The sequence below is a fragment of the Microbacterium sp. cf332 genome, from assembly GCF_900102175.1.
In the GTDB taxonomy this organism is placed as follows: Bacteria; Actinomycetota; Actinomycetes; order Actinomycetales; family Microbacteriaceae; genus Microbacterium.
This window is the reverse complement of the sequence record NZ_FNKN01000003.1, coordinates 452,653-465,075: the sequence shown is the minus strand read 5'-3', so window position 1 is coordinate 465,075 and position 12,423 is coordinate 452,653. Positions and strand designations below refer to the sequence as shown.

Here is a 12,423-nt window from a genome sequence, read left to right as displayed (position 1 = left end):
TAAGCGAGCACGGCATCCTCGTGGCCTCCGCTCGCCCACTGCGAACACCCCACGCCGAACCCTCCCCGCCCCACGCCGCGCCAGCCCCGCCCCACAACGACAGAACGGCCGACCACGAAGGTCGGCCGTTCCGCTGCCGGATAACGGGGTGGGCAGTCAGGCGGACGTCGGGATGGCGACGATCGGGTCGGTGGTCGGCAGGCCGCTGGGCGAGCCGCCGCTCTGTTCGATGGTGAGGGCGATGACGTCGTCGGGCTGCATGTCGCCGTCGAGGAGCAGCGCCGCCGAGCCATCGCTCGACTCGAACGCCCCCGCCGGGACCGGCGCGCTACCGCGAACGAACCAGGCCTCGTACGACTGGTCGTCGGCGATCTCGGGCAGTCCTTCGGCAACGAGCACGACGCCTTCGACGCTCGGCGACCAGTGCACCGTCGCTTCGCCGCCGTCGGCCAGCTGCGCCGTGCTCGACTGCGCGTCGCCCGACTGCTCGATCTGTGCGAGCACGCTGTTGGCGGAGGGGGCACGCATGCCGTCGGTCAGCGTGCCGACTCCCCAGCCGATGCCCACGAGCAACGCGATCGATGCGGTGAGTGCGAACAGGCTGCGCGTCCAGTTGCGACGCTGAACGGTCTGCACCTGCTCGGTCACGGGCGAGCCCACGCGGTGTCCGGCGGCCCGCGGGTCGTCATCCTCGAGTTCGTCGTCGGCATCGGCGACGTCGGGGTCGCGCGTCCCGGCGATGGATGCCGCGTCCGCGTCGCTCGTCACGGCTGATGCCGGAGCCACGTCGATGTCGACCTCGGGTGCGCCGATCTGGGCGAGGAGGTTCGCTCGCAGAGAGGCGGGCGGCGCGACGTCGGCGACCCCTTCGGAGAGGAGCGCGGCGGTGGCGGCGTCTGCCTCGACGATCGGCATCCACTCGGGGTGCGCGTCGAGAGCCTCGCGGTAGGCGAGCTCGTCTTCAGGAGACAGCGCGCCGAGCGCGTAGCCTGCCGAGAGTTCGGCGAAAGTCTGTTCGTTCACGATGTCACCCCCATTGCACTTCGGAGCCTGGTCAATCCGTCACGCATCCGTGTCTTGATCGTTCCGAGCGGCGCTCCCACCAGCGCTGCGATCTCGCTCTGACTGTAACCCCCGTAGTAGGCGAGGGTGATGGCCTCTCGCTGTGCCTCGGGTAGAGAGCTGAGAGCCCGAGCGACGCGCCGTCCTTCGATGCGAAGCTCAACTTGCTCGGCGACACCTTCGGGCTGTGACGCCATTTCTCGGTAGCCCGCACGAACATCGCGATCGCTGCTCGCCTGCGACGACCGAACCCGGTCGACTGCGCGGCGGTGTGCGATCGTGAGGATCCACGACCTTCCTTGCCCCTTCTTCGGAGCAAACGTCGAAGCGGATTGCCACACTTCGAGGAAGACCTCTTGCAGCACTTCCTCGCTCTGCGACCGATCGACCAGCACGCGGAGGATGAGCCCGAACACGCGTGACGAGAGCGTGTCGTAGAGGCGGGTGAAAGCGCTGTGGTCACCGTCGGCGCAGCGCTGAATCAGCTCCGCGACGTGATCCGTCGACGCCCCGTCGTCGGGCACGTCCATTCCATCTATGACCATCGCTACAAGCATGCCGCATCCCCTGACGTGTTCTCGGATGCAGCGCCGACCTGTTACCGCTTCTCTACCAACCGCCCGTGGGGCCATCGTGGTCGCCGGCGTGTGTCCGTGTCGACTCTGCTTCGTATAAGGGGGGTGTATCGGATTGCCCGAAGCGCGATTTTCGAGATTCCCGAACTTTTTCCGATCCGATCGCAGGGGGTCTCCGAAGAACTCTCGACGCCGGGGACGGACCACGGCGGAGAACACACGGAGGCAATCATGCTCAGCACCAAGAAGAAGTTCACTGCTGCCCTGGCCCTCGGCTTCGCCGGAGCGCTCGCTCTGTCGGCCTGCTCGGCGGGATCGGGTGACAACGCCACCGAGGAGACCGAGGCCCCCTCGTCGTCGGCAGCTCCGATGGAGTCGGCTTCGCCCGAAGCCACCACCATGGACCCGGCTTCGAACCTCGTCGGCCCCGGCTGTGCCGACTACGCCGCAGCCGTTCCGGACGGCGCTGGCTCGGTCGCCGGTATGGCTCAGGACCCGGTGGCCACCGCAGCGTCGAACAACCCGCTGCTCACCACCCTCGTCGCAGCCGTCAGCGGTCAGCTCAACCCTGACGTCAACCTCGTCGACACGCTGAACGGTGACGAGTTCACCGTCTTCGCTCCCGTCGACGACGCATTCGCCAAGATCGACCCCGCCACCATCGAGTCGCTGAAGACCGACTCGGCGACCCTCACGTCGATCCTCACCTACCACGTCGTCCCCGGCCAGATCGCGCCCGACGAGATCGACGGCACCCACACCACGGTCAACGGTGCCGACCTGACCGTCACCGGCTCCGGCGACAACATCATGGTCAACGACAGCGCTGCAGTCATCTGCGGTGGCGTCACGACGGCCAACGCCACGGTTTACCTCATCGACACGGTGCTGATGCCCCCGATGTGACCCGAACAGCCGCGGTGAGGGGTTCCCGCGGCACGGCCTCGGTTAACTCCGTGGCTGAGGCGAAGCGGCCGGTGCGAGCACACCGGCCGCTTTGTCGTGCCCGGACGGATGCCGCGGCGCCCGGTGGTGCGAGCGGATGCCGCGGACGGCAGCCGGCAGCAGCGGTGCAGGGCGGCTCGATCGCCCGGTCACGGCTACTAGGCTAGGAAGCTCAGGGCCTCTAGCTCAGTCGGTAGAGCATCGGACTTTTAATCCGCGGGTCGTGGGTTCGAGCCCCACGGGGCCCACCTCTGAAACAGCGTCGAAACCCATGGTTTTCGACGCCCCTGGGTCGGCAGGGTTTGCTCAGAAGTATTTGGACCCTGTCCATCAGAGCAAGCGTGCTCGCCAGCTTGATCGCCGTCACCGCGCTGCCGAGCGCGGCTTCGGCCTCCACCGAACTGGACGCAGACCTAGTCCCGGCGCCCGTCCCCGTCGGAGAGCTGGTCGTCTACGGCGGCCACGACACCGGCGCGCTCGTCGGCATGAACTACCCGACCGACATTCCCCCGGGGACCATCACGCCTATGGCGTCGTGGGGCCCGAGCTATGCCTACGCGGAGGAATGCCTAGGTCACCTACAGAGGCGCGGGGAAGGCGGCCGCGAACGTCTACAGCGGCCAGCGCATCATCACAGTCTGCTTCTGGTGGACCCGCGGTCTGCTTCTGGTGGACCCGCGGTGGTTCGGCTGTGACCGGTACGACGTGCTCGAACGCGTCGTGCGCGACCGGCGCTTGGAGGGCTGGGCCCGAAGTCGTCGGGTGGGCCACCGACTCGCTCGAATCCAACGCCCCAAAGACCATCTTCAACATTCAGACAACGCGGATCAACCCGAACATCGTCTAACGTGCGATCGTCGCCGACGCCCCGGCTGGGTCTATAGATTCGGCCGGGGCGTTGTCGTATCGGAGTATGTCGCCGGGCTGGCAGTCGAGCGCCTCACAGAGCGCAGAGAGCGTGGAGAAGCGGACGGCCTTCGCGCGACCGTTCTTTAGCACGGCAAGGTTCGCTGGCGTGATTCCTATCAGCGCGGACAATTCAGCGACGGTCATGCCGCGCTCGTCCATGAGCCGGTCGATGTCGACGAGGATCGGCATCAGATGACCTCCGCAAGGTCGTGTCTCATGGTGGCGGACTGCCGCAGCAGCGCGAACAGCACGGCCAGGATCAACGTCGCCGCGGCACTGACTCCGATCGCGGCGAGCATGCTCAGCATCAGCGCCGGCGGCGTGACGTGCGCGGCATTGAGCACAACGAACATTGCGAGGGTGCTGAGCCCGATCGCGGCGGGGCACCACGTCAGTGCGCGCACCCACGAAAAGGCGTCGGTCGTGAAGATGCTGTCGTCTCGCACAAGATCGAGCAAGCGCCATGTGACGATGAGAGCTGCCTGACCGCAGGCGATCACGAAGGCTCCCCACCCGATGATGACCGGCGCGATGCTGGCGACCTCCGCGTAGGCGCTGGCGAGGCCAGTGACGTTCGCGGGAATGATGAAGAGCTGTAGCGCGAGCCCGATTAGGGCAAGCACCGCGAAGACGATCTTCGCGGTGGCGATCAGGGTTCGGTTCATATCGCGCTCCTTCACTAGGTATCGATAAACGATAGATTGTTTATCGATGAGCGTCAACCCGTGGCGCGCTTACGTTCCTTGAGGGCGTCCTGGCCGCGCGGTTGCAGCGCTCATGCGAGCACAAGCTGGGCGAGGCGAACATCCTGGTGCCCTTCGAATGCGTCAGAGCCCCACGGGTCCTACCACCTCACCCCCGGTTCGCTCAGAGCTCCGCACACGTTGCGACGGTGTGCGCCGCGAAGCCCGAGCGGTGCGAGCGTCCGCCGTTGAACCCCGCTCAGATCAACTCGATGTCCCCAACCGTCTCCAGCCGACGCCAACCCTCCGCCACCAACCGCGGCACCATGACGTCGGCCCCCGCAAGAGGACCGAAGTCCACACCACTCAATCCCGAAACCTCGGCGACCGTGACCTGGAAGGTCTTGAACCCGCCGAGCGGTGGCGCCTCGACGAGACCGGTTCGCACGTCGACGAGTTCGGACTGATCCAGGAGGAATCCTGTCGCCTGCAGGCCGCGCGGCGACTGCCAGGCGACGACCTTCCAGAACTGCAGCGGCACCTGGATACCGCGATAGGGCGGGTCGTCACTCGCGAGGACGGGTGCGGTGAAGACGGAGATGCGCTGCTCGGTCGTCTCGGCGTACTCGAGAACGTGGTCCTCGAGTCCGAGCCACAGTTCCTTCGACTGGTTGAAGCCCGACGCCTGCGGGGCCGCGTTCGGGTACCGGAACGTCGCCTCGGTGGCCTCGCGCGCCGTATCCGCGTCGCCCCAGCCGGGGTCGCGCCTGCGGACGAGATGTCCGCGATCGAGGTCGTTCCCGGAGTAGATCTCATTCCCCGCCTGCTGCGCGGCCGGAAGACGCACGTCCAGAGACCAGTCCCCCGTCCGCGGCACGTCGCGCAGCTGAGCACCGTCGATGTTCACACCCGTCACAGCCGCCAGGCGACGATCCCGGTCGAGCACGACCGAGAAGTGCGGATAATCCAGAGTCACGGTGTCGCCGTCAGCAACCGGAAGGGGCACGTCGGTGGGCAGGAAGGTCGCGTCGTATCCACTCGTCATGGGCTCATCCTGATGCCGACGTATGACGTTCGCGTGAACACCGTGGTCAGAACCCGTCGCGGGTGAGACGGTTGCTGCAACACGAAGGGGAACTCGATGAAAGTCATGCTTCTCATGCGCTCCGACGGCACCTACGACGGCGGGAACTCGGAGGAGGATTACGCGGTCTGGTCGGACTACACCGTCTCGCTCGAGGAACAGGGCGTATATGTGACGTCCGGCCAGTTCGAGGATGGCGCCGGCGGCACCCTGCTGACCGAACTCACCGAGAATCGCTCGCCGGAAAAGCCACAGCCCGCGGACGGCACACCCGCGGGCTCGCTCGTCGGGTACTACATCCTCGAGTGCGCGGACTTCGAGGAAGCATCTCGGCACGCGCGGCGAGCTCCCCTCTACGGCTCGGTGGAGGTCCTTCCTCTCAGCGCGTGGTGACTCGGCGGCGCAGAGCGTGGCGCCGCAGAGCTCGGCGGTGCGGGTTCGGCGAGCGGCATACGCGCCCACCATGAGCCCACCCCGAACCCTCCGCTCCTGACGCACGCGCGTCAAGGGGGTCCGCGCGCACAGGGCGGCGGGTCCAGGGTGCGCGGACGGTCAGCCGAACTCCGTCGGCGGCCGCTCAGCGGAGGACCCCCATGTCGCACATCGCCGTCAAAGCCGCCGTCTCGGCAGCCCTCGGAATCGTCGTCGCCATCATTCCGATACTGCTCGAGGCCGCGGAACTCGCTCCGCTGCTCGGCTGGGCTGTCGCTGCCGGGATCTTCCTCACGTGGTCGTGGGCGCAGGCCTGGCATGCCGGACCCGACCGAACGCGCGAGCTCGCACTGCACGAGGGCAAAGCCCGTCGGCTCGTCGACACCCTGATCATCGGGGCCACGTTCGTCAGCCTGGTGGGCGTGGTCTTCGCGCTGTTGCGAAGCCAGCAGCGCGATCCGATCGGCGCGGCCTGCGCGATTCTCGCGGTCATCGGCGTCGTCGCAGCCTGGGCGCTGGTCAACACGGTCTACGCGTTCAAATACGCCCGCATGTACTACCACGATGAGCGTCACCGCTTCGACTTCGATCAGGACGAAGACCCGTCGTACAGCGACTTCGCCTATGCCGCCTTCGGGATCGGCATGGCGTACAGCGCCACCAGCGTGACGCAGTCCTCCACCCCGTCGCGTCGCATCGCCTTCGGGCACGCACTGCTGGCCTACTTCTACGGCACCTTCGTGGTCGCCGTCGCGATCAACCTCATCACCAGCCTCACGCAGTCGAGCTGATCCGGCGCGCCGCATCGGGGTGCCGCGGCCGTGCCGGTCCGTGTGGGCGCGCACCGATTGTCCTCCTCGATCCGGCCCGCCATAACCCCCTGTGTCGACGGTGCCACACGCCCCCAGCATGGGCGGCTCATGAGCGACGACGTAAGAACGAAGGAGCAGACATGGACGTGAAAGCGGCGGTTGCAGCAGGTGCGGCCGGTGTGGCGGCGGCGGGACTGGTGGCACGGTCCTTGGTGCGCAAGAAGCAGGAATCCGTCGGCGACGGACGTCATCCCGAAGGATGGAAGGCGGTGACGGTGCTGGGTGACGCGGAAACCTTCCGCGGCCATCATCCCGAACCGTTGCAACGGATAGCCGACGGCCTCGAGATCCGGATCGAGCCCGCGCCGGGTGACAAGGGCTTCGAGGTCCATGCCCGCATCCGCGAAGGCGCCGAGCTGTCATCCGACGACGACGACGCCGACCCCGAGCAGATCCTGCGCACGGCCCTTCGCGACGCGAAGCAGGTCTTCGAGACCGGAGAGGTGCTTCAGGCCACGCCCCGGCCGCACGGACACCGCTCGATCACCCTCTTCGGCGCGGCGGTCGACGCAGCCGAGGACAAGGCCAAGGGCGGTGGGGTGCTGTGAAGGCTCTGTGCTGGACCGGCGTCAACAAGCTCGAGGTGGAGAGCGTCGACGACCCGGCCATTCTCAATCGGCAGGACATCATCGTGCGGGTGATCCTCACCACGACGTGCGGATCCGACCTCCACCTGCTCGGCGGCTACGTGCCGACCATGCGCGCCGGCGACGTGCTCGGTCACGAGTTCATCGGCGAGGTCGTCGAAGTCGGCTCGGCCGTGACGAAGCACCGCGTGGGCGATCGGGTCGTCGTGTGCTCGTTCATCAGCTGCGGCAGATGCTGGTACTGCAAGAACGACCTGTTCTCGCTGTGCGACAACGGCAACCCCAATGCGGGGATCCCCGAGATGCTGTGGGGTCAGGCACCCGGCGGCTGCTACGGCTACTCCCACGCACTCGGCGGATGGGCCGGCAGCCATGCCGAGTACATCCGCGTGCCCTACGCCGATCAGGGGGCCTTCACCGTGCCCGAGGGCGTCAGCGATCAGCGCGCCCTGTTCGCATCGGATGCCGCCCCGACGGGATGGATGGGTGCCGACCTCGGAGGGGTCAAGCCCGGCGACACGGTCGCCGTCTGGGGCGCCGGCGGCGTCGGACAGATGGCGGCGAGCGCCGCGCTGCTGCTGGGCGCCGAACGGGTGATCGTCATCGACCGGTACCAGGAGCGCCTGTCTCAGGTGTCGGACATCATCGGCGCCGAAACGCTGAACTACGAGACGAGCGAGGTGCTTCCCGAACTGCGTGAGCTGACGGGCGGTCGCGGACCGGACGTCTGCATCGAAGCCGTCGGGATGGAGGCGCACTCCGACCGCGTCGATTTCGCCTACGACCAGGTCAAGCAGCAGCTGCGACTGCAGACCGACCGGCCGACCGCCGTACGCGAAGCGATCTTCGCGGCTCGCAAGGGCGGCAGCCTCTTCGTCCTCGGGGTCTTCGGCGGCTTCGTCGACAAGTTCCCGCTCGGCCCCCTGATGAACAAGGGCCTCACGCTGCGTTCCGCGCAGCAGCACGGTCATCGCTACATCCCGATGCTGCTCGAGAGGATGTCGCGCGACGAGCTGATCACCGAGCACCTCGCCACGCACATCATGCCGCTGGACGAAGCACCGGCCGGCTACGAGATGTTCAAGCAGAAGGACGACGGCTGTGTCCGCGCCGTGTTCCGGCCCTGAACCGTCGGGTCGCCCTGCGCCGTGCCGGCCGCCGCGAGGAGGTGACCCGCGGCTCCCCGTCGACTGAACGACTCACTGCATCCCATTCATCACTGTCGAAGAAGGAGAGATCATGAAAGCTGTCGTCTACGAGGGCCCGCGGAAGGTCAGCGTCCAGGACGTTCCCGACGCGCGCATCGAGCGCCCCACCGACGTGCTCGTCCGCATCACCACCACGAACATCTGCGGGTCCGACCTGCACATGTACGAGGGCCGAACCGATTTCGAGACCGGTCGCTGGTTCGGTCACGAGAACCTCGGCCAGGTCATCGAGGTCGGTGACGGAGTGGACAAGGTGAAGGTCGGCGACTACGTCGTGATGCCGTTCAACGTCGCGTGCGGGCACTGCAAGAACTGCGAACGCGGGCTGACGAACTACTGTCTGACGGCTCAACCGAACGCCGCGTGGGCCGGTGCCGCCTACGGGTTCGCCGACATGGGCCCCTGGCCCGGCGGGCAGGCGGAGCTGTTGCGCGTGCCGTGGGGCGACTTCAACTGCCTGCGCCTCGGCGAGGATGCCGAGGAGAAGCAGAACGACTACGTGATGCTGGCCGACATCTTCCCGACCGGCTACCACGCGACGGAGCTCGCTCACGTGAAGCCCGGTGATCAGACGGTCATCTACGGGGCGGGTCCGGTCGGATGGATGGCGGCCTACTCGGCAATCATCAAGGGCGCGTCGAAGGTGATGGTCGTCGACCGCCACCCCGACCGTTTGCGCAAGATCGAGGAGATCGGCGGTATCGCGATCGACGACTCCAAGGTCGACCCCGTCGAGGCGGTGAACGAGATGACGATGGGGCTGGGCGCCGACAACGGATGCGAGTGCGTCGGCTACCAGGCGCACGACGCCGACGGCAACGAGCAGCCGAACCTGACCCTGAACCGCCTCGTGAAGTCGGTGAGGTTCACCGGCGAGATAGGCGTCGTCGGGGTGTTCATCCCGCAGGACCCCGGTTCACCCGATCCGCTCGGGAAGCAGGGACAGGTCGCTTTCGACTTCGGCGAGTTCTGGTTCCGCGGGCAGAAGCTCGGCAGCGGCCAGTGTCCGGTGAAGAAGTACAACCGGGCGCTTCGCGATCTGATCGTCAGCGGCAAGGCGACGCCGTCGCAGATCGTCAGCCATGACCTCGGCCTCGATGACGCGCCGCGGGCCTACGAGCACTTCGACAACCGCGACGACGGCTGGACGAAGGTGGTGCTGCATCCGGAGTTCGCCTCCACCGGCGCCTGAGCGTTCACGACCACCGCCCCCTTCGGGGTTCGGCCACTCCCCTCCGGGGATCCGAAAATCGAAGGGGGCGTTCTCTGCGCCGACCCGGTAACGTCCGTTCCTGGGGCAACAGGAGGAGTCGGTGTTCATGCAGCCGGATAGCGACTTCTGGGCGCCGCAAGGGCGAATCGCCCGGGCGACCACCGGGCCCTGGGAAGGCCGGCTGCTCTTCCTCATCCCCGATACCGCTCCCGGTTGGTGGATCGGCATTCTCTCGCCGCCCGCCGTACCTGACACCCCGGGCGACTTCTACGCCGACGAATGGGACCTGCCGGCGCGACTCGAAGCGGAATGGGGATTGGAGTGGTACGAACGTGGACCCGAAGAAGAAGCCCTCGAGATAGCGGAATTCGGCTGGCGCCCTTTTCTTGGACGCGGCTGGGTGCACAAGATGGATGCCGGTTCGGCGCGGTCCACCGTCGCGTCGTCGCGCGCAACGACCGTCCTCTATCTCGCCGCCCTCACGCTCGCCGCCGGGGCACTTATCTCCGGACTTCCCGGATGCTCGTCGTCACCCGAGTTCTGGTCCGCGATGGTGCGCCCGGCTACCGTTGTCGCCTGGATCGTTACGCTCTCGATCTGCCTCGGCCTTCCCCTCCTGCTCGTCCGGATGATCGCGCGGCGCCTGCGACCGAAAGAGAGGCTCATGGGTCACCTGTTGACCCTCGGATGCGCTGGGGGTGCCGCGTCGCTACCGATGCTCCTGGTGCATTTCGCCGCGTCTGAGTGGTCTCCGGATTGCGCGCTGGGTGATGCACCTCCGCTTCTCGGCCTCACGCAACTGTTCGGCGCTGTGGCGATACCGGCTGCAGTAATCGTCGCCGTCGTCGTCGCGCGAAGACGATGATCTCCTGGTCCGGAATGAGCGTGCTGCGAGCGCGCTTCCTATGCATATCCTCAGAATGAAAACAAATCATCCACATCTCTTCTTCGCGGATCGCATCGACACAGGCCGCGGGCATAAAGTAAGCGCATGGCCCGCAAGCAAATCACCCAGCTCATCGACGATCTCGACGGCACCGTTCTCGAAGACGGCGAAGGAAAGCAGATCTCCTTCTCCGTCGAGGGACGTTCGTACGAGATCGACCTGTCCAACCGCAATGCCGACAAGTTCTACAACGCCCTCGCGCCGTATGTCGACGTCGCCCGTTCCGCATCCTCGAGTGCGCCCCGCCGCAGCAGCGGCCGTTCCTCGCGTTCGAAGAGCGACGTCGACCTCGGCGCCGTCCGGGAATGGGCACGCGCCAACGGTCACACCGTGAACGAGCGCGGCCGCGTCCCCGCCGCTGTGCTCGACGCATACCGCGCGGCGAACTGACGCATCACCCGCATCCGAAATGGCTCAGGCGCCTCCAGCCCTGAGCCATTTCGCATTCTCGGCGCGCTGCTGGAAATGATCGCGCCTGGCCCTTATTGCGCTGTCACTCCGCCGGATCGGTCGCCCCGCCTCGCGTGGGCGAGCCGGCCGAGCGGCGGTTGACGACGACGATAGCGATGATGGCCGGCACGAACGACGCTCCGACGAGCAACGGCGAGATCAGCCAGGCTGCATCCCGGCTCGAAACGAACATCAGAGTCCCGAAGAGAGCCAACGCCACACCACCGGCGCGCCATCCAATGCGGAGCGGAACCAATCAGTCGCGTCGCTCCCGCGCCTCGCGGCGGCGCCGGATGCCGAACACGAGGGCCACGACCCAGTAGGTGGCGAGGAGCGGCGAGATGATCGCCAGGACGACGCGGATGACGTCGCCGCCGTTCAGTGCCCACGGGATCCAGATCGCCGACATCCCCACCCAGACGATCGCCTGCATGACGATCACCCCGAACGGTGTCGCGACCGAACTCGCGGCGATGCGCTCCCACAGACTCTGCACCCAGCGAACCTAACAGTCGCTCGCGCCGGCGCCCGACGCCGTCCTCAGCCGCGGTCGTGGAAGGTGACGTGGTATCCGTCGGGGTCGGCGAAGGTGAAGGTGCGGCCGAACGGGCCGTCCACAGGTTCAGCGACGATCTGACGCCCGTCGGCGACCAACGCGTCGTGGATTTCCTGCACGCCGGACGCGTGGAACCAGAGAGCGACCCCCTGACCCGGCTGGGCGAGCGCGTCGAGGTCGACCCCGGGCAGTGGGTCGCGAAGCGCGAACGCGATCGGCTCGGTGGTGAAGACGACGGCGTGCGGCGGCCCGGCGGGCGAACGGACGAGGCCGAGATAGCGCTCGTAGAACGCCTGGGATGCGTCGAGATCGCGCACCTGCAGCGAGATGAAATCGGGTCCGGTGACGGGCATGATGACGTCCTTTCGTGTCAGTTTTCTGACATCCGACCATATGTCAGAATACTGACATGAGTCAAGGCGATAGCGGCATCGATCTCGAGACGTCGATGGGCTACCTCGTGAAGGAGGTCTCGAGCGCGCTCCGCGCGGCGATGGAGGAGGTGCTGCGCCCCCTCGGCATGAACATCACCCACTACTCGTGCCTCGAGCTGCTCGCCCAGCGGCCCGGACTCTCGAACTCCGATCTCGCCCGCGGAACCTTCGTGACACGGCAGAGCATGAACGTGCTCCTGCAGACGCTCGAGCGCGACGGCGAAGTCGTCCGCGATGCGGTCCCGACCTCGGGCAAGGCACTGCCCACCGAGTTGACGCCGCGTGGCCGCGAACGTCTGGCTGCGGCCACCGCAGCGGTCCGCGGGGTCGAGCTGCGGATGCTCGCCGACATCGACGACCCCGATCGGCAGACCGTCTTCCTTGCGCTCCGCCGCATGGCCCGCGCTCTCCGCGAGCCGCGCCGCGCGACGGACGCGTCACCCGAGCGCTGAACTCTAGGCTGGAAT

General features: G+C 66.9%; 17 protein-coding genes and 1 tRNA gene. 10 read left to right on the top strand and 8 right to left on the bottom strand.

Annotated elements, in window-relative coordinates; translation table 11 throughout:
* Positions 1-156: 156 nt before the first annotated feature.
* Together BLT21_RS13795 and sigK are read right to left on the bottom strand one after the other, a co-directional pair.
* Complete coding sequence (locus tag BLT21_RS13795; protein WP_091503089.1) at positions 157-1,023, bottom strand: anti-sigma factor; 867 nt, start codon at positions 1,021-1,023, stop codon at positions 157-159.
* Entirely contained in the window at positions 1,020-1,619 is a 600-nt protein-coding gene (sigK, locus tag BLT21_RS13790; protein WP_176786919.1) for an ECF RNA polymerase sigma factor SigK, read from the bottom strand. The genes BLT21_RS13795 and sigK overlap by 4 nt, the downstream gene beginning before the upstream one ends.
* 249 nt (positions 1,620-1,868) lie before the next feature.
* Here sigK and BLT21_RS13785 point away from each other — a divergent pair, with 249 nt between their 5' ends.
* Both BLT21_RS13785 and BLT21_RS13780 read left to right on the top strand, forming a co-directional pair.
* Positions 1,869-2,543: a fasciclin domain-containing protein gene (locus BLT21_RS13785; protein ID WP_091503087.1), complete on the top strand. Its 675-nt coding sequence runs from the start codon at positions 1,869-1,871 to the stop codon at positions 2,541-2,543.
* Between the two features lie 214 nt (positions 2,544-2,757).
* Positions 2,758-2,830 (top strand) — tRNA-Lys (locus BLT21_RS13780).
* A 595-nt stretch (positions 2,831-3,425) separates the two neighbouring features.
* Here the strand turns inward: BLT21_RS13780 and BLT21_RS13775 are convergent.
* The 3 genes from BLT21_RS13775 to BLT21_RS13765 form a co-directional block, all read right to left on the bottom strand.
* On the bottom strand, positions 3,426-3,680 hold the full coding sequence (locus BLT21_RS13775) for a helix-turn-helix domain-containing protein (protein WP_091503085.1): 255 nt from the start codon (positions 3,678-3,680) through the stop codon (positions 3,426-3,428).
* Complete coding sequence (locus tag BLT21_RS13770) at positions 3,680-4,156, bottom strand: DUF2975 domain-containing protein (protein ID WP_143024993.1); 477 nt, start codon at positions 4,154-4,156, stop codon at positions 3,680-3,682. Before BLT21_RS13770 ends, BLT21_RS13775 begins: the two co-directional genes overlap by 1 nt.
* 277 nt (positions 4,157-4,433) lie before the next feature.
* Entirely contained in the window at positions 4,434-5,219 is a 786-nt protein-coding gene (locus BLT21_RS13765; protein ID WP_091503083.1) for a DNA/RNA non-specific endonuclease, read from the bottom strand.
* Between the two features lie 96 nt (positions 5,220-5,315).
* On the opposite strand from BLT21_RS13765, the gene BLT21_RS13760 reads away from it, so the two are divergent.
* From BLT21_RS13760 to BLT21_RS13730, 7 genes are all read left to right on the top strand, one after another.
* Positions 5,316-5,651, top strand: a complete 336-nt coding sequence (locus tag BLT21_RS13760; RefSeq protein ID WP_091503081.1) for a YciI family protein — start codon at positions 5,316-5,318, stop codon at positions 5,649-5,651.
* A gap of 200 nt (positions 5,652-5,851) precedes the next feature.
* Positions 5,852-6,481 (top strand): DUF1345 domain-containing protein, encoded by a 630-nt coding sequence (locus BLT21_RS13755; protein ID WP_091503079.1) that lies wholly within the window; start codon positions 5,852-5,854, stop codon positions 6,479-6,481.
* Positions 6,482-6,642: 161 nt separating this feature from the next.
* Positions 6,643-7,110, top strand: a complete 468-nt coding sequence (locus BLT21_RS13750; protein WP_091503078.1) for a hypothetical protein — start codon at positions 6,643-6,645, stop codon at positions 7,108-7,110.
* Positions 7,107-8,276, top strand: a complete 1,170-nt coding sequence (locus BLT21_RS13745) for a zinc-dependent alcohol dehydrogenase (protein WP_091503076.1) — start codon at positions 7,107-7,109, stop codon at positions 8,274-8,276. Before BLT21_RS13750 ends, BLT21_RS13745 begins: the two co-directional genes overlap by 4 nt.
* A gap of 112 nt (positions 8,277-8,388) precedes the next feature.
* Positions 8,389-9,549 (top strand): glutathione-independent formaldehyde dehydrogenase, encoded by a 1,161-nt coding sequence (locus tag BLT21_RS13740; protein WP_091503074.1) that lies wholly within the window; start codon positions 8,389-8,391, stop codon positions 9,547-9,549.
* A gap of 121 nt (positions 9,550-9,670) precedes the next feature.
* The gene (locus BLT21_RS13735; protein WP_091503072.1) at positions 9,671-10,435 is read left to right on the top strand and encodes a hypothetical protein; all 765 of its coding nucleotides are present in this window, start codon (positions 9,671-9,673) and stop codon (positions 10,433-10,435) included.
* A 126-nt stretch (positions 10,436-10,561) separates the two neighbouring features.
* Positions 10,562-10,906: a histone-like nucleoid-structuring protein Lsr2 gene (locus tag BLT21_RS13730; RefSeq protein WP_091503071.1), complete on the top strand. Its 345-nt coding sequence runs from the start codon at positions 10,562-10,564 to the stop codon at positions 10,904-10,906.
* Positions 10,907-11,009: 103 nt separating this feature from the next.
* On the opposite strand, the gene BLT21_RS15695 is transcribed toward BLT21_RS13730, so the two are convergent.
* The 3 genes from BLT21_RS15695 to BLT21_RS13720 form a co-directional block, all read right to left on the bottom strand.
* Complete coding sequence (locus BLT21_RS15695; RefSeq protein ID WP_176786918.1) at positions 11,010-11,159, bottom strand: hypothetical protein; 150 nt, start codon at positions 11,157-11,159, stop codon at positions 11,010-11,012.
* Between the two features lie 63 nt (positions 11,160-11,222).
* The gene (locus tag BLT21_RS13725; RefSeq protein ID WP_091503069.1) at positions 11,223-11,462 is read right to left on the bottom strand and encodes a hypothetical protein; all 240 of its coding nucleotides are present in this window, start codon (positions 11,460-11,462) and stop codon (positions 11,223-11,225) included.
* Positions 11,463-11,506: 44 nt separating this feature from the next.
* On the bottom strand, positions 11,507-11,875 hold the full coding sequence (locus BLT21_RS13720; RefSeq protein ID WP_091503067.1) for a VOC family protein: 369 nt from the start codon (positions 11,873-11,875) through the stop codon (positions 11,507-11,509).
* Between the two features lie 56 nt (positions 11,876-11,931).
* On the opposite strand from BLT21_RS13720, the gene BLT21_RS13715 reads away from it, so the two are divergent.
* Complete coding sequence (locus BLT21_RS13715) at positions 11,932-12,408, top strand: MarR family winged helix-turn-helix transcriptional regulator (RefSeq protein WP_091503064.1); 477 nt, start codon at positions 11,932-11,934, stop codon at positions 12,406-12,408.
* Positions 12,409-12,423: the final 15 nt, after the last annotated feature.

Excerpts from the sequence above, each read along its gene's own strand:
- sigK (WP_176786919.1), bottom strand. The coding sequence starts at position 1,619 with ATGCTTGTAGCGATGGTCATAGATGGAATGGACGTGCCCGACGACGGG.
- BLT21_RS13785 (WP_091503087.1), top strand. The coding sequence starts at position 1,869 with ATGCTCAGCACCAAGAAGAAGTTCACTGCTGCCCTGGCCCTCGGCTTC.
- BLT21_RS13775 (WP_091503085.1), bottom strand. The coding sequence starts at position 3,680 with ATGCCGATCCTCGTCGACATCGACCGGCTCATGGACGAGCGCGGCATG.
- BLT21_RS13770 (WP_143024993.1), bottom strand. The coding sequence starts at position 4,156 with ATGAACCGAACCCTGATCGCCACCGCGAAGATCGTCTTCGCGGTGCTT.
- BLT21_RS13765 (WP_091503083.1), bottom strand. The coding sequence starts at position 5,219 with ATGACGAGTGGATACGACGCGACCTTCCTGCCCACCGACGTGCCCCTT.
- BLT21_RS13760 (WP_091503081.1), top strand. The coding sequence starts at position 5,316 with ATGAAAGTCATGCTTCTCATGCGCTCCGACGGCACCTACGACGGCGGG.
- BLT21_RS13755 (WP_091503079.1), top strand. The coding sequence starts at position 5,852 with ATGTCGCACATCGCCGTCAAAGCCGCCGTCTCGGCAGCCCTCGGAATC.
- BLT21_RS13750 (WP_091503078.1), top strand. The coding sequence starts at position 6,643 with ATGGACGTGAAAGCGGCGGTTGCAGCAGGTGCGGCCGGTGTGGCGGCG.
- BLT21_RS13740 (WP_091503074.1), top strand. The coding sequence starts at position 8,389 with ATGAAAGCTGTCGTCTACGAGGGCCCGCGGAAGGTCAGCGTCCAGGAC.
- BLT21_RS13730 (WP_091503071.1), top strand. The coding sequence starts at position 10,562 with ATGGCCCGCAAGCAAATCACCCAGCTCATCGACGATCTCGACGGCACC.
- BLT21_RS15695 (WP_176786918.1), bottom strand. The coding sequence starts at position 11,159 with ATGTTCGTTTCGAGCCGGGATGCAGCCTGGCTGATCTCGCCGTTGCTC.
- BLT21_RS13720 (WP_091503067.1), bottom strand. The coding sequence starts at position 11,875 with ATGCCCGTCACCGGACCCGATTTCATCTCGCTGCAGGTGCGCGATCTC.
- BLT21_RS13715 (WP_091503064.1), top strand. The coding sequence starts at position 11,932 with ATGAGTCAAGGCGATAGCGGCATCGATCTCGAGACGTCGATGGGCTAC.